The sequence below is a fragment of the Pseudomonas hunanensis genome, assembly GCF_013393325.1.
Lineage (GTDB): Bacteria > Pseudomonadota > Gammaproteobacteria > Pseudomonadales > Pseudomonadaceae > Aquipseudomonas > Aquipseudomonas putida_P.
The window spans coordinates 436,396-458,703 of the sequence record NZ_QJRC01000098.1 but is presented as its reverse complement, the minus strand read 5'-3'; the positions used below and the strand labels follow the sequence as shown (position 1 = coordinate 458,703).

Annotated in this window: 19 protein-coding genes; 9 read left to right on the top strand and 10 right to left on the bottom strand. The window is 63.8% G+C overall.

All coding sequences use genetic code 11. From position 1 onward, the window contains the following. Positions 1–46 precede the first annotated feature (46 nt). The 3 genes from dsbG to dsbD are packed head-to-tail and all read right to left on the bottom strand — an operon-like array spanning position 47 to position 3,358. Positions 47–805 carry a thiol:disulfide interchange protein DsbG gene (dsbG, locus tag DM807_RS23790; protein ID WP_179027992.1) on the bottom strand — a complete coding sequence of 253 codons (759 nt, stop codon included), beginning with the start codon at positions 803–805 and terminating at the stop codon, positions 47–49. Between the two features lies 1 nt (position 806). Then, on the bottom strand, positions 807–1,643 hold the full coding sequence (locus DM807_RS23785; protein ID WP_012273391.1) for a TlpA disulfide reductase family protein: 837 nt from the start codon (positions 1,641–1,643) through the stop codon (positions 807–809). Then, positions 1,643–3,358 (bottom strand): protein-disulfide reductase DsbD, encoded by a 1,716-nt coding sequence (dsbD, locus tag DM807_RS23780; protein ID WP_179027991.1) that lies wholly within the window; start codon positions 3,356–3,358, stop codon positions 1,643–1,645. Before dsbD ends, DM807_RS23785 begins: the two co-directional genes overlap by 1 nt. 280 nt (positions 3,359–3,638) lie before the next feature. Between dsbD and DM807_RS23775 the strand changes: the two genes are divergently transcribed. The 5 genes from DM807_RS23775 to DM807_RS23755 are packed head-to-tail and all read left to right on the top strand — an operon-like array spanning position 3,639 to position 9,751. Continuing rightward, positions 3,639–6,470, top strand: a complete 2,832-nt coding sequence (locus tag DM807_RS23775; RefSeq protein WP_179027990.1) for a xanthine dehydrogenase family protein molybdopterin-binding subunit — start codon at positions 3,639–3,641, stop codon at positions 6,468–6,470. Further along, positions 6,463–6,999 carry a (2Fe-2S)-binding protein gene (locus DM807_RS23770; RefSeq protein ID WP_012273388.1) on the top strand — a complete coding sequence of 179 codons (537 nt, stop codon included), beginning with the start codon at positions 6,463–6,465 and terminating at the stop codon, positions 6,997–6,999. Before DM807_RS23775 ends, DM807_RS23770 begins: the two co-directional genes overlap by 8 nt. A gap of 2 nt (positions 7,000–7,001) precedes the next feature. Beyond that, positions 7,002–8,213, top strand: coding sequence for a cytochrome c (locus tag DM807_RS23765; protein WP_179027989.1), 1,212 nt, complete (start codon positions 7,002–7,004; stop codon positions 8,211–8,213). A 3-nt stretch (positions 8,214–8,216) separates the two neighbouring features. Beyond that, positions 8,217–9,188 (top strand): XdhC family protein, encoded by a 972-nt coding sequence (locus tag DM807_RS23760; protein WP_179027988.1) that lies wholly within the window; start codon positions 8,217–8,219, stop codon positions 9,186–9,188. Next, positions 9,185–9,751, top strand: a complete 567-nt coding sequence (locus DM807_RS23755) for a nucleotidyltransferase family protein (protein ID WP_041166551.1) — start codon at positions 9,185–9,187, stop codon at positions 9,749–9,751. Before DM807_RS23760 ends, DM807_RS23755 begins: the two co-directional genes overlap by 4 nt. Positions 9,752–9,766: 15 nt before the next feature. Here the strand turns inward: DM807_RS23755 and DM807_RS23750 are convergent, their stop codons facing one another. From DM807_RS23750 to DM807_RS23740, 3 genes are read right to left on the bottom strand one after another with little or no spacing between them, the layout of a single operon-like run. Next, entirely contained in the window at positions 9,767–10,390 is a 624-nt protein-coding gene (locus tag DM807_RS23750; protein ID WP_179027987.1) for a GAD-like domain-containing protein, read from the bottom strand. A 23-nt stretch (positions 10,391–10,413) separates the two neighbouring features. Beyond that, the gene (locus DM807_RS23745; RefSeq protein ID WP_041166760.1) at positions 10,414–11,031 is read right to left on the bottom strand and encodes a GAD-like domain-containing protein; all 618 of its coding nucleotides are present in this window, start codon (positions 11,029–11,031) and stop codon (positions 10,414–10,416) included. A 15-nt stretch (positions 11,032–11,046) separates the two neighbouring features. Next, the gene (locus DM807_RS23740; protein ID WP_179027986.1) at positions 11,047–12,393 is read right to left on the bottom strand and encodes a DUF6861 domain-containing protein; all 1,347 of its coding nucleotides are present in this window, start codon (positions 12,391–12,393) and stop codon (positions 11,047–11,049) included. Positions 12,394–12,628: 235 nt separating this feature from the next. Here DM807_RS23740 and DM807_RS23735 point away from each other — a divergent pair, with 235 nt between their 5' ends. From DM807_RS23735 to DM807_RS23725, 3 genes are all read left to right on the top strand, one after another. Next, complete coding sequence (locus DM807_RS23735; protein WP_012273381.1) at positions 12,629–13,312, top strand: response regulator; 684 nt, start codon at positions 12,629–12,631, stop codon at positions 13,310–13,312. Further along, a complete protein-coding gene (locus tag DM807_RS23730) occupies positions 13,309–14,631 on the top strand; it encodes an ATP-binding protein (protein ID WP_060514488.1) in 1,323 nt (440 codons plus the stop codon). Before DM807_RS23735 ends, DM807_RS23730 begins: the two co-directional genes overlap by 4 nt. Before the next feature lie 215 nt (positions 14,632–14,846). Further along, entirely contained in the window at positions 14,847–16,238 is a 1,392-nt protein-coding gene (locus DM807_RS23725; RefSeq protein ID WP_060494302.1) for an aspartate aminotransferase family protein, read from the top strand. Positions 16,239–16,278: 40 nt separating this feature from the next. Here DM807_RS23725 and DM807_RS23720 read toward each other — a convergent pair whose 3' ends face one another. Continuing rightward, positions 16,279–17,247: a siderophore-interacting protein gene (locus DM807_RS23720; RefSeq protein ID WP_060514487.1), complete on the bottom strand. Its 969-nt coding sequence runs from the start codon at positions 17,245–17,247 to the stop codon at positions 16,279–16,281. A 73-nt stretch (positions 17,248–17,320) separates the two neighbouring features. Further along, positions 17,321–18,442: a cupin-like domain-containing protein gene (locus DM807_RS23715; protein ID WP_012273377.1), complete on the bottom strand. Its 1,122-nt coding sequence runs from the start codon at positions 18,440–18,442 to the stop codon at positions 17,321–17,323. Positions 18,443–18,583: 141 nt separating this feature from the next. Here DM807_RS23715 and DM807_RS23710 point away from each other — a divergent pair, with 141 nt between their 5' ends. Continuing rightward, entirely contained in the window at positions 18,584–19,552 is a 969-nt protein-coding gene (locus DM807_RS23710; protein WP_060514486.1) for an alpha/beta hydrolase, read from the top strand. 39 nt (positions 19,553–19,591) lie between these two features. Here DM807_RS23710 and pvdN read toward each other — a convergent pair whose 3' ends face one another. Together pvdN and pvdM are read right to left on the bottom strand one after the other, a co-directional pair. Further along, positions 19,592–20,884, bottom strand: coding sequence for a pyoverdine-tailoring periplasmic protein PvdN (gene pvdN / locus DM807_RS23705; protein WP_069942286.1), 1,293 nt, complete (start codon positions 20,882–20,884; stop codon positions 19,592–19,594). A gap of 17 nt (positions 20,885–20,901) precedes the next feature. Continuing rightward, entirely contained in the window at positions 20,902–22,248 is a 1,347-nt protein-coding gene (pvdM, locus tag DM807_RS23700; RefSeq protein ID WP_069942287.1) for a pyoverdine-tailoring dipeptidase-like protein PvdM, read from the bottom strand. Positions 22,249–22,308: the final 60 nt, after the last annotated feature.

The window sequence follows — 22,308 nt, the reverse complement described above, 5'->3', positions numbered from 1 at the left end:
AAGGCCGCTCCTACAGGATCTGCGTTTGCCCTCAGGTCATGGGGGCTCAGCGTTTGCCGAGTATCTTCCCAAGCATCTCCGGCCGCGGTGCCCCTTGCTGACTCTGCAGGTTGCCTTGCTCGTCTTTATAGAAAATTGCCGGGGTCGCCTGCAACCCCATCTCTTCCATCAACGCCATGTTGGCCGCCAGCTTCTGCTGCACCGCCTCCGGCACTTTCTCCAGTGGTTTCAGGGTGCTGGCCTTGCCGGCCTTCTCGTGTTCCTGCAGGGCCTTGGCCGGGTCTTTCGCGGCCAGCAGCGCCGCCGACTTCCCTGGGCTGTCCTCGCGGATGATACCGACCATGATATGGCGCAACTGCACCTTGCCCGATTCCACCCACGGCCGTGCCTGCTCCCAGAACATGTTGCAGTACGGGCAGTTCGGGTCACTGAACAGATACACCTTGCGCGGCGCGTCGGCCTTGCCGTCGGCGATCCAGGCGGTCTTTTCCATCTTGGCCCAGATTGCCTTGCTCATCGGCGCATACACCAGCTTCTCCAGCGGCTCGGCGCTAAGGTCCTTACCCTGTTCGTCGAACAGGCTGCCAACCAGCACATGCTTGCCGTCGGGGGTGAGGTACAGGGCCAGGGCGTTGTTCTGGTATTCGGCGGCGTAGCCGCGCAGGCCGTTTGGCGCATCGAAGCTGCCTTTGATCACGGCACCCTTGGCTTGCAGTTGCTGAACCGCTTTGGGCAGTTCTTCGGCCTGCAGGGCAGGGGCGGCCAGCAGGGCCAGGGACAGGGGCAGCAGTGCAGTCAATCGCATGTCAGTTTCCTTGTGCGGCAGGGGCGGGCGCAATGGCCCGGTCGAAAGGTTCCAGGGCGTGGCGCAGGCTGGCCCGGGACAGCTCGCCCAGGTGGCTGCCGACCAGCCGCCCGTCGGCGTCGTAGAACAGTGTGGTGGGCAGGGCCATGGAGCCGACCCGCTGGGCCAGCAGGCCGGTGCCGTCGAACAGCACGTGGGTCAGGCTCAGGCCGGTGGTGGCGAGGAAGGTGCTGACGTTTTCCGGGGTCTCGCCCTGGTTGACGAACAGGAAGGTCACATGCGGGTAGTCGCTTTGCGCCTGTTGCAGCACCGGCATTTCGCGTCGGCAGGGCGGGCACCAGGTGGCCCAGATGTTGATCACCAGCGGTTTGCCACGGTAGCTGTGCAACGCGACGGGTTGGCCGCCGGCGTTGCGCAGGCTCAGTTCGGGCAGCTCGGTGCCCTTGCTGTACAGGTGCCCGCCAAGGCTGGCCAGGGCCCAGAACAGCGCACCGCTGAACAGTGCCCAGCCCAGCGGGCGGCGCAGGCCAGGGTGTCGCCAGCCCTGCCACAGGGCGCCGAGGACGATGCCGGCCAAGCCCGACCAGAACAGGAAACCACCATCACGGATGTCGATGATTTGCAGCAGGTCGTCCTGGTACATCGGCCAGTAAGCCAGCACGAACCCGGCGCGGGCACACAGCAGGCCGATCAGGAACAGATTGAACAGTGCCGATTCCGGGCTCTCGCCGCCACGCCTGGCGACCCACCAGCCGACCACGCAGGCAATCCCCAGGGCGGTGAGCATCAGCAGGTGGTTGAGGGCCATGGTCAGTGGCCCAAGTGTTACGGTCAGCATCAGCCTTGGCTCCTGGTCTGGGTCCAGTGTTGCTGGAACGCGGCGGCGTCCACTTCACCGGTGATGCGCCGCGCACGGCGTTCTTCGCCTTCCGGGCCAATCCAGATGATGCTTGGCGGGCCGGGTACCTGGTAGCGCTGCAGCAGGGCTTTGCTGGCCGGCGTGTCGGCGGTCACGTCCAGGCGCAACAGGTGCACACCGGCCAGGCCGGCTTGCACGTCGCTGCGGGCGAACACCTGCTTTTCCATGACCTTGCACGACACGCACCAGTCGGCATAGTAGTCGAGCATCACCCACTGGCCACGGGCCTTGGCCGCATCCAGTTCACGTTGCAGGTCTTCGGGGCGGCTGACGGTGACGAAGCTGTCTTCGGCCTGTTGGATGGCGACCGGTGCAGCACCACCGCCAGCGAACGGGCGCAGCGGCTGCCAGAGGTCGTCGCCACCGGCTGCCGCGCCTACCAGCAACAGGCCGCCCCACAGGGCGCCCAGCACAGGTACCGCGCGCATCGCTGGCAGCCGCTGCAGGGCCGGCCAGGCGGCCCAGGCCATGGCGATCAACCAGGCACCGCTCAATGCCAGCAACAGGGTGGCAGGCAGCAGACTGCGCACGGTGTACAGCGCCATGGCCAGGAACACGAAGCCAAATACGCCCTTGACCCGGTCCATCCAGGCCCCTGGGCGCGGCAGGTAACGGTTGCCCAAAGTGACCAGCAACAGCAGCGGCACGCCCATGCCCAGGCCGAGGCTGAACAACACCAGCGCCCCTTGCAGCACATCGCCACTCTGGGCGATGTACAGCAGCGCGCCGGCCAATGGCGCGGTCATGCATGGGCCAAGCAGCAGGCCGGAAAGCGCCCCGAGCAGCGCTGCGCCGTACAGGTTGCCGCCACGGGTACCTTGCCCGGCACGGTCAAGGCGGTCACGTAGGGCGGCGGGCAATTGCAATTCGAAGGCGCCGAACATCGGCAGCGCCAGCAGCACGAACAGACCAGCCAGGCTGCCCAGCAGCCAGGGTTGTTGCAGCCAAGCCTGCAGGCTGGCACCTAGCAGCGCGGCGACCACACCCAGTGCGGCGTATACCAGGGCCATGCTCAACACATAGACCCCGGCCAGCAGCCAGCCACGCCGGGCGCTGGCGCCATTGCCCAGCACCAGCCCGGCGAGGATCGGCAGCATCGGCAGCGAGCAGGGGGTAAAGGCCAGCAGCAGGCCAAGGCCGAAGAACGCCAGCAGGCTCCAGGCCAGGTGGCCTTGTTGCAGGCCGCTGGCCAAGGCTTGGTCGCTGGCTTGCTCGGCAGCGGGTGTCACACTGCCGCCCAGGTCGATCAGCGTGGTTTGCGGTGGGTAGCACAGGCCAGCGTCGGCGCAGCCTTGCCACCCTAGGCGCAATTGCCCCTGGGCATTGGCCGGCAGCAGCAGTTCGAGCTGGTCGCGGTACACCGCGCTGTCACCGAAAAACTCGTCATGGTGGTTGAGCGCCGGTGGCAGCGGCGGGTGCTGCTCGGCAGGCAGGCCGTCGAACTTCAGGCGCTTCTGGTACAGGTAGTAGCCCGGCTTGATCTGGAAGTACAGGCGCATCTGGCCGTCGGCCTGGCGGTCGTGGCTGAGCACGAAGGCCTGGTTGACCGGCAGGAAGTCTGGTTTTACCTCGAACGGGTTGGCCTGCAACGGGCCGGCCAGCAGTAGTGTCAGGAAGAGCAGGAGGACGCGCATGTCTTCGCCTTGGCAGATCTAGGAATGGGGCCATGCTGGCTGGGGTCGATTAACCCAAGGTTAACCCGGTCCTACAACGGCGGTCCTACAGATCCGTGCGTCAGTTTGGACACACCGCGACATATTGTCGGCTTGACTTTGCTTATGCCCATATTCTTGTTGTAAAGTTGACGCACAGGTCAATTTTTTCTGACCCGCGTGACAAGGTTCTCACCCTTCCGAGTCCCCCGCACAAGAATCAAAAAGATGGGCAGACCCCCTGCTGCCCAGAGGATCAAGCATGTCCAACCGTGATATTTCCCGGCGCGCCTTTTTGCAAGGCGGCCTGATCGCTGGTGTCGGCGTGACCATGGCGCCACTTGGCAGCCAGGCATTTGCCGCACTGATGGAGGAACGCGTCACCACTTCGCCGCAGAAGTGGATGAACCATGACGGCAAGGCGCGTTTCCGCAACGATGCCTTGTCCAAGGTCTGTGGCGACAAAGTGTTCGCCCGTGACATCCGTGCCAAGGACATGCCCGGCTGGCCCGCCCAGCAGGGGCATGCGCTGTTGCTCAAGGCAACCAAGGCCGACCGTATCTATGCCGGCCATGATCTGAGCCTGCTCGGTGCCGAGTTGCAGCCGGACCGGGTTGTCACTGCCGCCGACCTGGAAAAGGATGGCATCGCCTGGCCTGAAGCCCATTCGCCCGACCCGTTGCTGCCGCCCGGCAAGGTGCCGATGTTCATCGGTCACCCGGTGGCGATCCTGATCTGGCACGACTTCGAGCGCTTCCGCCAGGCCAAGCGCAAGCTGCAGTTCAATGAGCAGGCGATACGTTACGGTGCCCAGGCACCGCTGTATCAGCGTGACCCTTACGGCAGCTTCCGCTTCGTGCGGGTGGGTGGCGCCACGCCGTTCGACGACGATGAATTCTCCAGCCTGAAGAATTCGATGTTGTTCCCCACCATCCTCAACCGCAAACCGGTGTGGTCCAAAGAGCCCAACCAGCACGGCGACCTGACCGAGCAGGGGCTGTTCTACGCCAAGCGCATGGCCGAGCAACTGGACAACCCGCCCGAGGACTGGCTGGTGTTCGACGAGCGCTACAAGACGCCGTCCATCGAACCTGCCGCACTGGAACCGGACAACGGCAATGGCTGGTACGACCCGGCCACAGGCACGCTGCATTTCGTGGTTGCCACCCAGTGCCCGTTCGAAGTAGCGCAGGAATGCGTGCACATGATCAAACCGTCGCGCTTCGCCCTCAACACGCTGAATATGCACCCTGGCTACACCGTGGGTTACGGCTCGAAAGACAACAACATCTTCGTCTTCTACGCCGCTGTGGCCGCGTTGTACGGCGCCGGCGTGCCGATCCGCCTGGCCAACGACCGTTATGAGCAGTTCCAGAGCGGCATCAAGCGCCATGCCTTCGATATCCGCTACCAGTTGGCCGTGGACAAGAAGGACAACAGCTTCAAGATCTTCCGCGCCGACATGAGCTGCGATGGCGGCGGGCGCATCAACTACAGCCCGTCGGTGGCGGCGGTGGGTGCCACTGCAGCGCAGTCGATCTATTACATGCCGCAGAACGATCTGTCGGTTACCGCCTACCATTCCCGTGGTGTCGAAGCTGGCTCCATGCGCGGCTACGGCACCCTGCAGAGCATGGCGGCGACTGAGATGATGGTCGACGAAATTGCCGGCCGCCTGGGCGTCGATGCCATTGACCTGCGCCGCGCCAACGCGCTGAAGTCGGGTATGAAGAACACCCAGGGCGCGGTCCCGGCGGGTGCATTGCGCCTGTACGAGATTCTCGATAAAGCCGCTGTGCATGAATGGTGGCGCAATCGCGACACGCGCAAGCAGCAGTTGGACGCGCAGGACCAGGACCACTGGTACGGCGTAGGCTTTGCGATCTGCCAGAAAGACTTCGGCACCGGCTCCGAAGCACCGATGGCCAGCATCGAATTCAGCCGCGACGGGCGCATCAGCCTGCGCCACATCGGCACCGAACTGGGCACCGGCATGTCCACCTCCCAGGCCCTGGTGGTCAGCGACTTCATGGGCCGCTCGGCGGACGAGGTCAGGACGGCGGTCACCGAATGGCCAGAGCTGCAACTGAGCACCAGCGGTAACCCGTACCTGATCAGCCAGGCCGAGCAGGATGCTGCGCTGCGCAACCCGCGCTGGGTCGGCAAGCTGGCGTCGCCCTCGTCGGCGACCAACTCGGCCTTCTACTTCAGCCATGCCACCCGCGAAGCGGCGCGCGTGCTGTTCAACCATGGCCTGTGGCCGGCGGCCATGGCCATCTGGAGCCAGGGCCCACATGGCGGCCAGGCCAACCCGCTGGTGGTGCGCCGCGAGAACGCGGTGTGGGTCAACGGTGAGCTGACCGGCAACGGCCTGGCGCCGATCCCGTTCGCCCAGCTGGCGCAGAAGGCCCATGACATGGGCCTGGTCACAGGCGTGAGCGTGCACGGCTTCAACCGCTGGAGCTGGGCCGAGGCCGACTTCGTCATCGACGGCGTGCGCGAGCGCTTCCCGCTCGACGCGGTGGCGGTGAAATACGGTGACGGCGCGGTGAATGCCAAGAAGGCGCAGATGAGCAGCCACGGCTACCACCTGCTCGATCGGCAGAACGCCGCCTATCCCGACACCCAGCTGAACAACGCCATGGTCACCTACTACAGCCCGGTGGCGACCATCGTCGAGGTCAAGGTCAACAAGGGCACCCATGAAGTACAGGTGCTCAACCACCACAGCTGGATCGAGTGCGGCCGGGTGCTGGTGCCGGAGCTGGTCAAGGGCCAGCTCGAAGGCGGTATTGCCATGGGCATCGGCCACGCGCTGACTGAAGAAATGCCATTGTACGAAGGCGGGCCCGGGGAGGGCGACTGGAACTTCAACCGCTACCGCCTGCCGCATGCGCGCGACGTGGCGGTGTGGAAGCAGACCAGCGAAATCCTCCCGCCGCTGTCACCGACCGACCCGTCCAAGGGCATCGCCGAGGTGGTGATGATCCCGGTGGTCGGTGCCATCGGCAATGCCGTCGCGCATGCCATCGGCAAGCGCGTGCGCGATCTCCCCATTACCCCAGCCCGTATCAAGGAGGCCCTCAATGGCTAACCGTCCACTGCAACTGACCCTCAACGGTCAACCGGTCGGCCCGGTCGAGGTCCCCGCTGACCTGGCGATGATCGACTACCTGCACGAACACCAGAACCTCACCGGTTCGCGCCTGGGCTGTGGCCAGGGCATCTGCCACGCCTGCGTGGTGATCGTCGACAACCCCGACGGCACCAGCGAGGAAGTACGCACTTGCATCACCGGTGCCCATTATTTCGAGGGCAAGAAAGTGCGCACCATCGAAGGCCACGCCAAGCCGGACCAGAATGGCAACCTCACGCTGAACCCGATCCAGCAGAAGTTCGTCGACCTGTTCGCCTTCCAGTGCAGCTACTGCGCACCGGGCTTCGTCAATGCCGCCACTGTGCTGGTGGAAACCGCCCAGCGTCAGCCACTGAAGAAGAGCGAGGTGGAAGACCGCATCGAGGCCAGCCTCGGTCACCACATTTGCCGCTGCACCGGCTATGTGCGTTATTACGACGCCACCCGCAAGGTGCTCAATGACCTCGGCCTGGTCAAGGAGGGATGAGCATGGGCTTCGTACGTAGCGCATTGGCGCTGGGCTTGGCTCTGGCCGTCAGCTCGTTTGCCCTGGCCGCCGACGAGGCGCAGGTCAAACGCGGTGAATACCTGGCCCGCGCGGCCGACTGCATGGCTTGCCACACTGCCGAAGGCGGCGCACCGTTTGCCGGCGGCCTGCCGATTCATTCGCCGTTCGGCACCATTTATGGGAGCAACATCACCCCGGACAAACAGTACGGCATTGGCAGCTACAGCGCCGACGAGTTCTTCGCCGCAGTCACCGAGGGCAAGCGCAAGGACGGCGCCAACCTGTACCCGGCAATGCCGTACACCTCGTATCACCTGATCAAGCGTGAAGATTCGGACGCCATCCTCGCCTACCTGATGACCATCCCGCCGATCAACCGCCCGGCCCCGCAGACCGCGCTGCGCTTCCCGTTCAATGTGCGGATGGGGCTGAGCGGCTGGAACATGTTGTATGGCAAGAGTGTGCAGTTGCAGCCAACCGAGGGCAAAAGCCCGGCCTGGCAGCGTGGCCAGTACATGGTCGAGGTCATGGGCCATTGCGGCGAATGCCATACCCCGCGCAACCCCATCGGCGCGCTGCAGCAGGACCAGCGCCTGACCGGCGGCCTGCTGGGTGGCTACCTGGCGCCGAGCCTGCTGGCCCAGGACCTGGCCGAGCGCGGCTGGACCCAGCCGGACCTGACTACCTTCCTCAAGCACGGTATCAGTGCTCAAGGCAGCATGTTCAACGAAATGTTCCCGGTGGTGCACCACAGCACCCAGCACCTGGAAGACGCCGACCTGGCGGCCATGGCCACCTACCTGCTGGGCGACCAGCCACCGCCGGCCAAGGCCATCCAGGCCGTTGCCCTGGAGCAGATGAGCGACAGCGCCAAGCGCGGCCACCAGCAGTACCTCAACGTCTGCGCCGGCTGCCATGGGGTCGATGGTGAGGGCAAACCGCATATCGCCGTGGCCATGCGTGGCAATACCGTGCTGCGCCAGGGCGATTCGCGCAATCTGGTCAAAGTCATTCTCGAAGGTATTCGTGAACAGCAGTTCACCGGCTTCGAGCACATGCAGCCGATGCCGGGCTTTGCCGGCAAGCTCGATGACCAACAGGTGACGGACATGGTCAACTACCTGCGCCAGGCCTGGGGTGGATTGCCCGGTGACCTGAACGTACAGCAGCTCGCCGAGCTGAAGGCGGAGTAACGCGTGCAGCATCTCGATCTTCAGGTGATCCGGCAGGCCTTGCAGTGGTCGTGCAACGGCCAGCGGGTGTGGTTATGCACGGTGCTCGCCACCTATGGTTCGGCGCCCCGCGCGCCGGGCTCGCTGCTGGCGGTGAATGCCAGCGGCCAGTGGCTGGGGTCGTTGTCCGGTGGCTGCGTCGAAGACGACTTCCTGGAACGTGTAGCCCTGGGTGAATTCCCGGAGCCGGTGGCCATCGTGCGTTACGGCGACGGCAGCGACTCGCGTTCGAGCATTCGCTTGCCGTGTGGTGGCGTGCTTGAGGTTTTGGTGGAGAACCTGCCGGCCGAGTGCGAGGTGCAGGCGCACCTGCGTGAGCTGGAAAGCGCACTGCAGGGCCAGCGCCGGGTGCTGCGCGAAGTACGCCTGCCCGAGGGCTTGCGTCAGTTGGCCGACGACCACAGCCAGGGCCCGCGTGTCGGGCGTGAACGCGACCGCGTGCGCCTGCGCGTGGGGGCCGCCCAGCGCCTGCTGCTGGCCGGCTACTCCAGCGTCGCGCATTTTTGCGCCGAATTCGGTAAAGGGATGGGGTTTGAGGTCATCCTGTGCGACCCACGCGACGAAGTGCTCGACGGCGTGGTGCTGGACGGCATCGAGGTGCGCCGTGAACTGCCGTCTGAATTTATCGCCAACGGCGGTTGCCATGCCGACACGGCGGTGGTTGCATTGACCCATGATCCGAAAATCGATGACCTGGCCATGCTTGAAGCGGTGCGTACCGAAGCGTTCTACATCGGCGTGATGGGCTCCAAGGCCACCTCCGACAAGCGTCGTGAACGCTTGCAGCGCATTGGTGGCCTGTGCTCCGATGAGCTGGCGCGCATTCATGCGCCGATTGGCCTGAACCTGGGCAGCAAGACCCCGGCTGAAATCGCCCTGGCGGTACTGGCCGATATCCTGCGCCTGCGCAACGGCATCGGGCGGGCTGCGCTGTGAGCGTGGTGGCGTTGGTGCTGGCGGCAGGGCGCAGTGTGCGCTTCGGTGCTGACAAGCGCCGTACGCTGATGGCCGATGGTCGCAGTTTGCTGGTGCACAGCGTCGAGCGGGCCTGCGCGGTGTTCGATGATGTGCGGGTGGTGTTGCGGGAGGGTGAGCGGGGTGAGGATCTGGGCCTGCCGGCGAACTGTCGGGTCATTGCTAGCTCGGACTACACGCTGGGTATGGGCCATAGCCTGGCGGCCGGCGCCGCTTCGCTGGTCGACAGCCAGGCGCAGGCGGTGGCGATACTATTGGGGGACATGCCTTGGCTAGCCCCGCAGACCCTTGCCCGGCTCGCTGCTGCGGCCGAAGCCTCGAACATTGTACTGCCACTTCATGGTGGGCAACCGGGGCACCCGGTACTGTTTGGCCGCGATTTCTGGCCGGCGCTTTCAGGCCTGATGGGGGATGAGGGCGCGCGTTCGGTGGTGAAGGCGCACCTGGCGAGTTGCATTAGGGTTGAAGTGCAGGACGCCGGGATCTTGCAGGATGTGGATCAGCCTGAAGCGCTTCATCGCTGAGCGCGTGGGTTGTGTCTATTCATCTTCCTCTTCGTCGCGTTCATAGGGTTCGAGGTCGGCCATTTGCGAGAGCAGGATCAAATGCACTTCGCTGTCGAGCCGCTGCAGGCGGCTCAGTTTGGCAGGCCCCCCCAATACAAGGGCGGGGACGAAGGCGTACATCTCGTCAACCGTCAGTTCGCCGAGTGCTTCCCGGGCTTCGTCGAACAGGCCCAGGTCGATGTTTTCAGTCATGGCCCACACCAGGAGGCTTTGGATCTTACTGTCGCGTTCTTCGCTGCTTGAGCTGGGTGCGCTCAGGAAGAAGCGAGAATGATAGGCCGCAAGGGTCAGGATGGCGCCGGTTCTCTCACCCCACAGGTACAACTCCCCAAAGGCGCTGCGGGCGATGAGGTGGTAGGTGTCGTGGGCTTCGAAAGGGGTGCCGGCCAGCCAGGCATCCACCACCGCTTCGTACTTGTGCGGGTCGACCAGCCAGAAAAGACCACCCCCGTAGCCGCACCAGCCATGCGCCTTCCAATAGTCGAGGAGTTGGCCTGGGAGTTTGTTCTGGTAATGGTCGAAGACCGAGGACGGTACGGGTTGGTGGCCGATGGTTTCGCCGAAGGTTTCGAGGAAGAGGCTGTAAATGGCGTCCATTGTTTAAGTCCTTTTAGGTGGGGTTAGAAGTCGGAGAAGCTGTAGGGTTCGAGTGGGCAAATCTGAGAGAGCAATAGCAAGTGCTCGACAGCTTTGACTTTCTCAAGGTGATCAAGGTCGCAGGGGCCGCCGAATGCTAAAGCGGGGACGAAACCATACATTTCATCGCAGTCGAGGATGCCTAGTTTTTTCTTTGCTGCTGTAAATAAGCCATCAAAATCGTTGTAGGTTTTTTCAATTGAAAGGAAGAAGTTTTGGACCTCTTTGTCCATGTCGTTGAGGGCGGATGCATGGCTTGCGAAAGAGTATTTGGATACTGCGGCATCGATGGTTAGCGAGAATCCGGTCTTTTCACCGAATAAGTAAAGGTCACCGAAAGCGCTACGACCTATCAAGTGATAGGTATCCTGTTTTTCTAGGTCTGTGCCTTCTATCCATGAGGCAACTACCCCTTCGTACTCTTGAGGATTCACAAGCCAGAATAGACCGTTACCGCACGCGCACCAGCCGTGTTCTATCCAGTAATCAAGTAAACGCTCTGGTAGTTTTCCTGTAAAGCGTTGAATGCTTGACGGGGGGGGCTCCTGGCGTTTGGTGATGGGGCCATTTTTCTCAAGGAATCTGGAAAATATTTCGTCCATGTTCATCTCGTTTAATTAGCATTTATGAAGCTTTACATTCATTTTGGTTGAGTTTATTTCTGTGAGTGGAACTTGCTTTGCTGCGGATGTCAGTGCGGTAACCTTGCCTTTCCATTGAGGGCCAATGGTTGAGTTTACTTGCTTGTCTCCGAAGCCTGAAATGATGTCTTTTCCTCCGGCAACGAGGTCTGGATTATGTAGTGCAGCTATAGATGCCATCGTTTCTTTTGCTTGGTTGAAGGCAAGTTTTTCTGCTTCCAGTGGAGACATATGTTGAGATAGCTCTCGCTGTAATCGTTCTTGTAGCTCACGTTGAAGCTTGAGCCTAGCGACTTTAGCGACACGTGGGTCTCGTTTTACCGGATTGGCAACGTTCTCCAAAAACTCCTCGACCGTCAGCCGATTCAACCCATCCTGCTGTCCCTTCAACTGCCGTTCAAACTCGGCATGCTTGGAGGCCGGCAATTTGTCTGCCTTGAAACATGCCACCGTATGCAGCGGCATGCTACCGGGCTTCCCCGTCGGGGGCTCTTTGTCTTTTCCCTCCGGCCGATTCGGCTGCATGGGTTGCGGCTCTTTCGCTGCTCCTTTGCGCCGCTCCGGCACTTGCAGGTCCGGCCGTTGCTTCAATGCCTCTTCATGCTTGAGCATCCATTGCCCGATCCGCGCGCCTTTCGGGCTGGCGGCCATTTGCTGGGCAAGCGTACCTGCGTCACCGCGTCCGCGTGTTAGATAGGAAACCATTGCCCCCAACAGCAGCATCACGATTTCCACATGGCCGATGGCTATGTAATGCGCCGCCTGGCTGATGGCAAATGGGCTGTCTTGACTGAAAGCATTCAAGCCTTCTTCGCCGCGCGTGCCATCCCAGGCGATGCCGATACCGCGCAGGTAGTAATCGCCGATGCGTGGCAGGCCTTCGACGAAGAACTCGGCGAGTGAGGCGATGCCCAGCGTGCCGAGGATCCAACCGCTTACCTTGAAGCCAATGGCAGTGCCGGCGACACCTCCGGGAATGGCTCCGGCTCCTCCGGCAAAGGCGCCGATACCGGCACCGAGCATGCCCCCGGTGACGGCGCTGCCGGCGACGATCATCGCCATTTGCGTGGCGATGCCGAGCAGGTCGGCGAGGATGTTTTTTACATCAAGGTCGGCGAAGCGCTGGTACAGCAAATTACCTGCCATCGTTTCGGCCTGGTAAAAGGCCCGCCGGACGCTGTCCACACGGCGCAGGTTGAGTGCTAGCGAGGGCACTTCCTGATTGAGGTAAGTACGAAAATGGGCGCCTCCCTGATAGCCCATTTGATGGGTGATGCTTGACTCGATCTCATGCCAGGAAGGCACGAGGTAATCCAGATACATGCGGTGTCTCCCTGACAGCGTGTGCAGGGGGAAATACCATCATGGATTCGCATCGGAGGTTTCTGTGTTGGCTGTAGGAAAATTCGACGCATATGCCTGCGTGTTAGGCGAAGTTCAGCGTTCAGTGATTATTCGCGAATCGGGTGCCCATCCCCATGCACTCCGCATCAGTCCATAATCCCCCCTTAATCGCCCTATAGTGCAATGCCAGCCACACCACTGCGGGAGCCCCACCATGCACGTTCTGCTCTGCGAGGACGACGACCTGATCGCCGCCGGTATCTGCGCCGGCCTTACCGCCCAGGGGCTGACCGTGGACCGGGTGGGCAATGCCGCCGATGCGCGCGCGATGCTGCAGGCCGCGCAGTTCGACGTGATGATCCTCGACCTTGGCCTGCCCGATGAAGACGGCCTGAAGCTGCTGCGCCGCCTACGCGAGAAGGGCGAAACGCTGCCAGTGCTGGTGCTCACCGCCCGCGATGCCGTCACCGACCGGGTGGACGGCCTGCAGGCCGGCGCCGACGACTACCTGCTCAAGCCGTTCGACCTGCGCGAGCTGGCTGCTCGCCTGCACACCCTGCTGCGGCGGGTGGCCGGGCGGGCGGTGAACGTGATCGAACACGGCCCGCTGCGTTACGACCCCAGCAGCTGCGAGGCGACCCTGGCCGGGCAGCCGGTCGACCTGTCCCGCCGCGAGCAGGCGTTGCTCCAGGCACTGCTGCAGAACCCCGGGCGGGTGCTGTCCAGCGAGCAGCTCAAAGACTGCGTGTACGGGTTCAGCGACGAAGTCGAAAGCAATGCCCTGAACGTGCATATCCACCACCTGCGACGCAAGCTGGGTAACGGCATCGTCGAGACCGTGCGCGGCCTGGGCTACCGCCTGGGCCCGGCGCAGGCACCGCACGAGGCTGCATCATGAGCCTGCGGGTACGCCTGAGCCTGATCCTCGGCAGTGCCTTCGTGATCATCTGGGTGCTGGCCGCCGCGTGGATGCTGCGGGACTTGCGCCAGCAAATGATGTTTTCCCTCGACCAGCGCCTGGTGGCCTCGGCGCGCATGGTCGCCGGGCTGATCGACCAGCTGCCGCAGCCGCTCACCGCCAAGGGCGGGGAGGCGCACTTTTCCGCCGACCAGTTCAGCGTACCGGACGGCATGGCTTGCCAGGTCAGCTCGCTGCGCGGCGAGATCCTCGCCAGCAATCACAAGCACGATGGCGCCATGGACGACGAGCGCAGTGGTTTCCGTGACCAGACCATCGACGATGCGCTGTGGCGCACCTTCACCTACAACCATGGCGATGTGCGCATCACTACCGCCGACCGGCACATGGAACGCGAAGCACTGAACCAGTCGATTCTGCTGGCCGCTTCGGCGCCGGTGCTGATGGCCCTGCTCGGCAGCCTGGGGCTGCTGTGGATTGGCCTGGGCAAGGGCCTGGAGCCGCTCAACCGCATGCGCGATGCGTTGCGCCGAAGGCGCGCGGACAGTGTCGAGCCGCTGCAGGTGGCGGGCATGCCCAGCGAGTTGCAGCCATTGTTGGAAACCCAGAACCAGTTGTTCCTGCGTATTGCCCAGACCATCGAGCGCGAGCGGCGCCTGACCGACGATGCCGCGCATGAGCTGCGCAGCCCGCTGACCGCGATCAAGACCCATCTGCAGGTGGCCCGCATGACCGACGGTGCCGTACGCGAACAGGCGCTGGAGCATGCCGAGCAGGGCACCGACCGCATGCATCGCACGCTGGAGCAGTTGCTGATGCTGGCGCGCGTGGAAGGCAGCCTGTCGTTCGAGGATGGCGTGCAGTGCAGCGCCGAACAGGTGGCGCGGCAGGCTGTGCAGGATGCCGGTGGCGGCGACAACCGACGCATCGTGCTGCACTTGCCGGAAGAAGCGACGCAAATCTACCTGGGCATGCCGGCACCCTTGGCCGTGGCAGCGCTGCGCAACCTGCTGGACAACGCCCTGCGCCATGGCGGCGAAGCGGCGGTGGAGCTGGACGTTCAGATGGCTGACGGCCAGGTGGGCTTCATGGTACGCGACCATGGGCCGGGGATTGCCGAGGCGGATCTGGAGCACCTGACCGAGCGCTTCTGGCGCAATGGGCAGAGTGGTGGCTGTGGGTTGGGGCTGGCGATCGTGCAGGCGATCGTGCAGCGTTGTGCCGGTAGCCTGCGGTTCGACAGCCGTAGCGATGGGTTGCGGGTACTGTTGCAAGTACCGGCGCGTTCGGTGCATTGATCTCCAGTGCCTGTACCGGCCCTTTCGCGGGGTAAACCCGCTCCCACAGGTGTTGCACAGGTTCAAGGGGAGTGGGATCCCTGTGGGAGCGGGTTTACCCCGCGAAAGGGCCGGCACAGGCAGAGTAAAATTCAGTAACAACCGCTAAATCCTCCCAGCACTCAAGCGTTTCCCAAGCGATAACCGCTCATTCGCTTGCTTGCGAGGATTCACCTATGTCCACCGCTTCCAGCCTTGCCCAGGTTCCGCCGGCCAGCGTGCCGCAGTCCTTGTACGAATTCACCGATTCGCCCTTGCTGCAACGCCAGCAGCAACAGGAATCCAATGCCCGCAGCTATCCGCGGCGCATTCCGCTGGCGCTCAAGCGTGCCCGCGGTATTTATGTGGAAGATGTCGAAGGCCGCCAGTTCATCGACTGCCTGGCCGGCGCCGGCACGCTGGCGCTGGGCCATAACCACCCGGTGGTGGTCGAGGCGATCCAGCGGGTACTGGCCGATGAGCTACCCCTGCACACCCTGGACCTGACCACGCCGGTCAAGGACCGTTTTGTCCAGGACCTGTTCGCCATCCTGCCCGAGGCGCTGCGCCGAGAGGCCAAGGTGCAATTCTGCGGCCCGACCGGCACCGATGCGGTGGAGGCGGCGCTCAAGCTGGTGCGCACGGCCACTGGCCGCAGCACGGTGCTGGCGTTCCATGGCGCCTACCATGGCATGAGCCAAGGGGCGCTGGCGCTGATGGGCAGCCACGGGCCGAAACAGCCGCTGGGCGCCTTGCTCGGTAACGGCGTGCAGTTCATGCCTTACCCCTACGACTACCGCTGCCCGTTCGGCCTGGGAGGCGAAGCCGGGGTCAAGGCCAACCTGCATTACCTGGAAAACCTGCTGCTCGACCCGGAAAGCGGCGTGCCTCTGCCGGCGGCGGTGATCCTTGAGGTGGTACAGGGCGAGGGCGGGGTTATTCCAGCGGATATCGAGTGGCTAAAGGGGGTGCGCCGGATTACCGAGCAGGCCGGCGTAGCGCTGATCATTGATGAAATCCAGAGCGGCTTCGCCCGTACCGGGCGTATGTTCGCCTTCGAGCATGCCGGCATCGTGCCGGACGTGGTCACCTTGTCCAAGGCCATTGGCGGCAGCCTGCCGCTGGCGGTGGTGGTGTACCGCGACTGGCTGGACACCTGGAAGCCAGGTGCGCATGCCGGCACCTTCCGTGGCAACCAGATGGCCATGGCAGCGGGTTCTGCGGTGATCAACTACCTGGTCGAGCACCGCTTGGCCGAGCATGCCGAGGCCATGGGGCTGCGCTTGCGTCAGCACCTGTTGCAGCTGCAGCGGGAGTATCCGCAGTTGGGTGATGTGCGCGGGCGCGGGTTGATGCTCGGGGTAGAGCTGGTGGACCCGCAGGGCAAGCTGGATGCCTTGGGTCACCCAGTGGCCAACCGCGAGCTGGCGGCGAAGGTACAGCGTGAATGCCTGAAGCGAGGGTTGATCCTGGAGCTGGGTGGGCGCCATGGCGCGGTGGTGCGCTTCCTGCCGCCGTTGATCATCAGCGACGAGCAGGTCGACGACGTGGCGCAGCGCTTTGCCCAGGCGCTGATCGCATCGGTGTGACCAGGCGCCGGGGCTGCGCAGCGGCCCCGGCATTTTCACTTCAATCGAAGGTCCGCCCGGCCCGCCAATACCCCATCAAGGTCAGGCACTCCCGCTGCAGCCCGCGCGTTTTGATCAGGTACCGGCGAATATCCATCACCGTCGCCGATTCACCCGCTACCCAGGCATGGAACACACTGCGGGTGCTGCTTGCCTGTTCCCACAGAATGCGCGTATCGATATCCACTTCTTCCAGCTTCGCTCGCGGTGCAGCATGCCCCTGCGGCAGGCTGGCCAGCTCACGCACGGCATGCTGCATGGCCTGGCCGTGTTCGCACTGCAACACCTCACGCGGCAGCCAGTGCAGCTCGGTGGCGTTGCCATGGCGCAGGTCCAGGCAATCCGCCTCCAGCGGTACCTCGATGAACGCCTGCACCGCCAGGTCGGGCTGGTTGTCGGCCAACTGCTCAAGAATGCCGGCAATCGCTGGCAACGCCGTTTCATCACCGACTAGCAGCACATTGCGTACACCTTGCGGCGGATTCCATTCGTAGCCACCGGGGTCGCCTGCGTAGGCCAGGTTGGGCGCCACCATCTGCAAGCCGTCACCCACTTGCGCGTGGGTGGCCCAGGCCGAGGCGGGGCCGTTGACGCCATGCAGAACGAAGTCGACATCCACCTCCAGTGCCTCGCAACGCAGGGCGCGGATGGTATAGGTGCGCATCGGTGGACGTTGGGCGGGTGGCAAGGCGCTGTGCGCGGCCTTCCAGTGCAGCTCGTTGCTCAGGTTGGGCAATGAGCCGTCGGGGGCGGGAAACAGCAGCTTTACGCGCTGGTCCGGCGCCAGGGTGAGCATCTGGGCGACATCCGGGCCGGTGAACACCAGGCGGGTCAGCGACGGGCTGAGGTGGATACGCCGGGCAAGCACCAGGTCGAAGATACGGTAGGCGCCGGTGGCCGGTGCGCGGCCTTTGATCAGGCGGCGCAGGCCTTGTTGCAGCGCTTGGGTGATGCTGGCGGAGCTGGACATGCGGGGGTCCTTTTGCAAGCGGTTTCCTCTAGGGACGAGCCGCTGGCGCCGCAAATTAACCCCGACGCTGCAGTTACCAGCCGCGCCCGGAGTTCACCCAGAAGTTCACCGACAGCGACGTGGACACCGACTCCACCTGGTGGAACCAGCCCTCGGGCAGGAACAGCAGGTCGCCAGCCTGCAGCACCACGCGTAGGAACGGCACGTCGCGCGCCGCCGGGAAGCGCTGGTAATCCGGTGCGTCGGGGTTGAAATCACAGCCATCGAGACCGCCCTTGGGGCTGGTCGACCAGGTGCCCAGGGCAGGGCGGTGATGCGGCGCGGCAAGGATGAACGACTTCTGCCCCCAGACCTGGGCGAACAGGTTGTCGGCATCGTCACGGTGCAGGGGCGTCAGGGTGCCCTTGGGGCCGATCCAGATGCGCGGTGCGATGAATTTGTCGCGGCTGAAGTACTGCGGGTGGCGGATCAGCGTCAGCAGCTTCTCCGGCACGATGTTGTTGCCCATGTAGGCTGGGGTTTCACCGGGTTTGGCCGGGGTGTCCAGCGAGGCGATGAATTCGGCCATGGACGTAGAGCGGAAGTCACGGTCGGTGGAGAAGGTTTTCTTCACGTAGTCACCGTGCCGGGTGATGCCCTGCAGTTCGGCGAAATGCTCCAGCGATGCCTGGCGGCCCATGGTGAACAGTGGCCAGTCCTGCAGGGCATCGCTGATGACCACCGGTGTGCCATGCACCAGGTACTCGCTCTGGAAACGTGACAGTGGCATGTCGTTGCGGGCAATGCGTGCCACCTCGCGCTGTACTGGCTGCGCGGCCGACACCCGCTCGCTGAGGCGGGCCGGGGTCGGGTAACGCTGGTTCATCGACACTTTGGCCGCTGTGGCGCCACGGCGCGCGTTACTGATGATCTGCGGCAGCAGGGTGGCCAGGCCCATGTTGCCGGTGATCTTCAGGCGTGCGCTGGCGAACAGTTCCTCGACGTTGGCGGTGCCGCCCATGATGCCCAGGAAGTCGCGCTCGGCCACCTCGATGGTGACATCCGGGGCGTTGTGCCGGCCGGCGCCTGTGCGGCTGCTGTCGCGCACCTCCGACCAGAAGGCCTGGTCCTGGCCAAAAACGAACTGGAATACGCCTTCTATGCCGACGGCATGGGCGTTGGCGAACAGTTTGCTGAGGATGCTCTGAAGGTCCACGGTGTGCCTCTGGCGGTCTTTCGTTGTGCAGGAGTAACGAGCGCCTGCACCAACGATTTAGCCGTGTGGCGGGTAATTTTTCGGTGCGCTGCTACGTCCCGTAGGGATGTTCGAGTCACATTGTTCACCCAAGGAACCCTCATGGCACTGCACCCTGATCTGGCGGCATTTCTGGAATTGGTCGAGTTTGGCCGGCTGACGGGCAGGAGCCTGCCCATGCACGCGATGGACGTGGCCCAGGCCCGCGCCGAGTTCGCCGGCAGCTCGCAGGTGCTCGACCCGAGCCCGCCGGGCAATGTCACGGTCAGCGAACTGCAGGTTACCGCGCGCGATGGCGCCCGCCTGGGTGCGCGCTTGTATCGCCAAGGCGAGGCCAGCGCTGCCTTGCAGCCGGTGATTTTCTACCTGCACGGGGGCGGCTATGTGGTTGGCAGCCTCGACTCGCACGATTCGGTTTGCCGCCGCCTGGCGGCCTTGGGCGAATTTGCGGTGCTGGCGGCGGATTACCGGCTGGCACCGGAACAGCAGTTTCCGGTGGCCTTGCACGACGTGCTGGATGTCGCCAACTGGCTGGCCGAACAGGCAGCGACGCTGGGCCTGGATAACCGCCGGGTGGTGTTGGCGGGGGACAGCGTGGGCGCCAGCCTGGCGGCAGTGCTGGCCATCACGGCGGTCGAGCAACCCGAAGCACTGGCGTTCAAGCCGCTAGGGCAGCTGCTGTTCTACCCGGTGACCGATATTTCCTGCCAACGGGCTTCGCACCGCGAGCATGCCGAGGGCTATCTGCTGGAGACGCCCACGCTGGAGTGGTTCTACCAGCACTATGCGCCGCAGCCTGAGCAGCGGCTGGACTGGCGGGTATCGCCGTTGCTGTCGACGCTGCGTACACCGCTGGCACCGGCTTACCTGTTCGTGGCCGAGTACGACCCGTTGCATGATGAAGGCATCGCGTATCGTGACTGGTTGCTGGCAGGGGGCACGGCGGTGACCTTTGCGCGGGTTGAGGGGTTGACCCATGACTTTTTGCGCATGTCGGGGATTGTGGGGCAGGTGGATGGGATTTACCGGGATGTCGGCGAGTGGTTGCAGCAGGTTGGCGGCCAGTTCTGACTTGAGATTACCGGGGGCCGCAAAGCGGCCCCCAGGGCCTCACCCGCGAACGCGCTTCTTCAATGCCTCCACCAACCGTTCGATCTCGCCCTCGGTGTTCAGCAACCCAGGCGCCGTGCGCACCACTGGTCCCGCATCCCGCGATACCGCATCCACCACAATGCGCTGGCTGTTAAGGTGCTTGGCCACCTCGTCGGCATCCTGCCCCTTGACCCGGAAAAAGCTGAACCCCGCCGAGTAGAGGGCGCTGCGCGGTGTCACCAGCTCGATCCCCGGCAGTGCCTCCAGGCGCTGCTTGAGGAAATCATTGAGCCCATGGATACGCGCCTGCACAGCCGCCTTGCCCAACTGCAGGTGCAGCTCGAACGCCTTGCCCAGTGCCCAGCGGTGCTCGAACGCGTGGTAGCCGCCTGGAGTCATTATCGTGGCGAAATCTTCATTTTCCGAGAAACTGGCGATGGTCGGCGTCAGCTGTTTCAGTTCGGTGGATGCCGCGCAGATGATCCCGGTCCCTCGCGGCCCGAACATCCATTTGTGAGTGCCGGCAATGAAGTAGTCGCAGTTGAAGTCGGCAAAGCGCACGTCTTCGACACCAAAACCGTGCACGCCATCGATCACATAAATAATCTGGTCGTTCTCGTCGCGCTGGCGATTGACCTCGCGCACCAGCTTGCCGATCTCGCCCACAGGCAGCTTCACGCCGCTGCCCGAATGCACCCAGGTCATGCCCAATACCCGGGTTTTCGGCCCGATCGCGGCTGAGATCGTGGTCAGTACCTGGTCGGTACTGACCTTGGCGGGGTCTTCGAACAGGCGCAGGCGTCGCACTGGGGTGCCGTCGCGCGTGGTGCGAAAACCCATGGTATGGCGCGCCGCCGAATGCTCGTGCACGGTGGTGAGAATTTCCTGCCCTGGCGCAATCTTCAGCCCGCCATAGATCAGCCCCAGGCCCTCGGTGGTGCTGCCGGTCAGGGCGATTTGCCTTGGGGTGACTTCAAGATAGCGCGCTGCCCATTCACGCACGGCGGCTTCGTGCTTCCATTCCGACTGGCTGTCCCAGTCCACCATGCGTGCCGGCTGGCGGTCGAACTGGGCGCGCAGGGCCTCGATCGCTTCGCGCACGGGCCTTGGGTGCGAGGTGATCAGGAAGTTGGCGAAGTGGGCGTAGGCCGGGTCCAGCTCGAAAAGCCCGCGAAACGCGGACCAGTCATCGGCCGAAACGGGTTTGGCAGGTGTCGCGTGGGCGGCGGGCAGCAACGGGCCGGGGCCGGTCAGTGGCAGTGCGGCTGCCAGCAGGCCAGCCTGCTTGAGGAAGGTTCGACGGTCGTTCATCACGGTGCTCGAAAATGTCAGGGAGACGAAGTGGCAACAGGCTGCGCGGCGCGCTGTACCTGCTCCCACACGCGCAGGAAGTTGCCGCCCCAGAGCTTGGCAATATCGGCTTCGGAGTAGCCGCGGCTGATCAGCTCGGCGGTGACGTTGCGTGCTTCACTCGCGTTCTGCCAGCCATCGATGCCGCCACCTTCGTTGAAGTCCGAACTGAGGCCGACATGGTCGATGCCAACCTTGCGCACGGTGTAGTCGATGGCATCGCCATAGTCCTTGAGCGTTGCGGGTGGTTCTTCGTCGAGAATGCCGTACAGTTCGTTGGCGTACTGCCCGACTTTCTGCTCGGGCCAACCGGCGATCACCGGGTCACCGGGCATCAACGCGTAGTTGAGGTTGGCCAGCGGCGGAAGGTCGTAGCGGGCGCGCAGGGTGTTGAGTTTGTCCTGGGTCTTGCTGCTCAGCGGCTTGAGGTAGGTGGAGAAGGCCACCAACTGGATCACCCCGCCGCTGTCCTTGATCAACTGCAGCTCTTTGTCGGAGAGGTTGCGGTTAATGTCGACCATGGCCCGTGGCGCCGAGTGCGAGGCTACCAGCGGCGCGCGGCTGAGGGCGGCCACCTGGGCCAGCGCCTTGCTCGACATCTGTGACACGTCGATGATCACGCCCAGGTCATTCAGCCGTTGCACGGCGCGCTTGCCGGTCTGTGACAAGCCTTCCAGCGCATCGACGGTGTCATTGAAGAACGGCAGCGGGCGCGAGGAGTCGGCCCAGCTGTTGTTGCCCACGTAGCTGAAGCCGAACATGCGCACGCCGCGCGCGGCCCAGCGGTCGAGCTGGTCGATGTCGTCACCCAGTGCATAGGCGTTGAGCATGCTGAGAAACACCGCAAACTTGCCTTCGCCGTGCAGGCGCCGCATGTCTTGCGAGGTATAGGCAATACCGACCTGCTGCGGAAAGTCGCGGACCATCGCGGCAATGGCGTTGTAGCGCACTTCCTGGGTGTGCCGGGCGGCCTCGACGAAGCCTGGAGTAGGGCGGTGCGGGCCATCATTGCCGGTCCAGGATTCAGGCCAGGCAAAGATGGTCAGGGCAGCGCCAGACAAGCGCCCGCGTGCGGCCTTGGCCAGGTCGAAGCGGCCATCGCCATCCTGGTCGGCCTCGCTGCCTTCGGTGCCGAAGGTCAGCGGCAGGGTGATATGGCTGTCGAACGAGAGGATGCGTTCCTGCAGGTCGTTGGCCTGGCGGGTCACCTCGCGAGAATAGCCGGCTGGGGTGGCGAAATAGTGCCAGGCGGCAAGCCCGGCGCCGGCGACAAGCGCCGCGGCCAGGCTGATAAACAGGGCTTTCTTCCAGCGTGGAGTCGTCATCTTGGTCTCAGTTGGTTCACCGTCGAGGGATGGGCACAGAGGCCGCCGCTACCTGCAGTG

What these genes read in the sequence shown, in the direction of transcription:
- DM807_RS23765 (WP_179027989.1), top strand. Translation starts at nt 7,002, where the DNA reads ATGGGCTTCGTACGTAGCGCATTGGCGCTGGGCTTGGCTCTGGCCGTC.
- DM807_RS23720 (WP_060514487.1), bottom strand. Translation starts at nt 17,247, where the DNA reads ATGTCCAGCTCCGCCAGCATCACCCAAGCGCTGCAACAAGGCCTGCGC.
- pvdN (WP_069942286.1), bottom strand. Translation starts at nt 20,884, where the DNA reads ATGAACGACCGTCGAACCTTCCTCAAGCAGGCTGGCCTGCTGGCAGCC.
- dsbG (WP_179027992.1), bottom strand. Translation starts at nt 805, where the DNA reads ATGCGATTGACTGCACTGCTGCCCCTGTCCCTGGCCCTGCTGGCCGCC.
- DM807_RS23730 (WP_060514488.1), top strand. Translation starts at nt 13,309, where the DNA reads ATGAGCCTGCGGGTACGCCTGAGCCTGATCCTCGGCAGTGCCTTCGTG.
- pvdM (WP_069942287.1), bottom strand. Translation starts at nt 22,248, where the DNA reads ATGACGACTCCACGCTGGAAGAAAGCCCTGTTTATCAGCCTGGCCGCG.
- DM807_RS23770 (WP_012273388.1), top strand. Translation starts at nt 6,463, where the DNA reads ATGGCTAACCGTCCACTGCAACTGACCCTCAACGGTCAACCGGTCGGC.
- dsbD (WP_179027991.1), bottom strand. Translation starts at nt 3,358, where the DNA reads ATGCGCGTCCTCCTGCTCTTCCTGACACTACTGCTGGCCGGCCCGTTG.
- DM807_RS23725 (WP_060494302.1), top strand. Translation starts at nt 14,847, where the DNA reads ATGTCCACCGCTTCCAGCCTTGCCCAGGTTCCGCCGGCCAGCGTGCCG.
- DM807_RS23745 (WP_041166760.1), bottom strand. Translation starts at nt 11,031, where the DNA reads ATGGACGAAATATTTTCCAGATTCCTTGAGAAAAATGGCCCCATCACC.
- DM807_RS23740 (WP_179027986.1), bottom strand. Translation starts at nt 12,393, where the DNA reads ATGTATCTGGATTACCTCGTGCCTTCCTGGCATGAGATCGAGTCAAGC.
- DM807_RS23775 (WP_179027990.1), top strand. Translation starts at nt 3,639, where the DNA reads ATGTCCAACCGTGATATTTCCCGGCGCGCCTTTTTGCAAGGCGGCCTG.
- DM807_RS23710 (WP_060514486.1), top strand. Translation starts at nt 18,584, where the DNA reads ATGGCACTGCACCCTGATCTGGCGGCATTTCTGGAATTGGTCGAGTTT.
- DM807_RS23785 (WP_012273391.1), bottom strand. Translation starts at nt 1,643, where the DNA reads ATGCTGACCGTAACACTTGGGCCACTGACCATGGCCCTCAACCACCTG.
- DM807_RS23750 (WP_179027987.1), bottom strand. Translation starts at nt 10,390, where the DNA reads ATGGACGCCATTTACAGCCTCTTCCTCGAAACCTTCGGCGAAACCATC.
- DM807_RS23735 (WP_012273381.1), top strand. Translation starts at nt 12,629, where the DNA reads ATGCACGTTCTGCTCTGCGAGGACGACGACCTGATCGCCGCCGGTATC.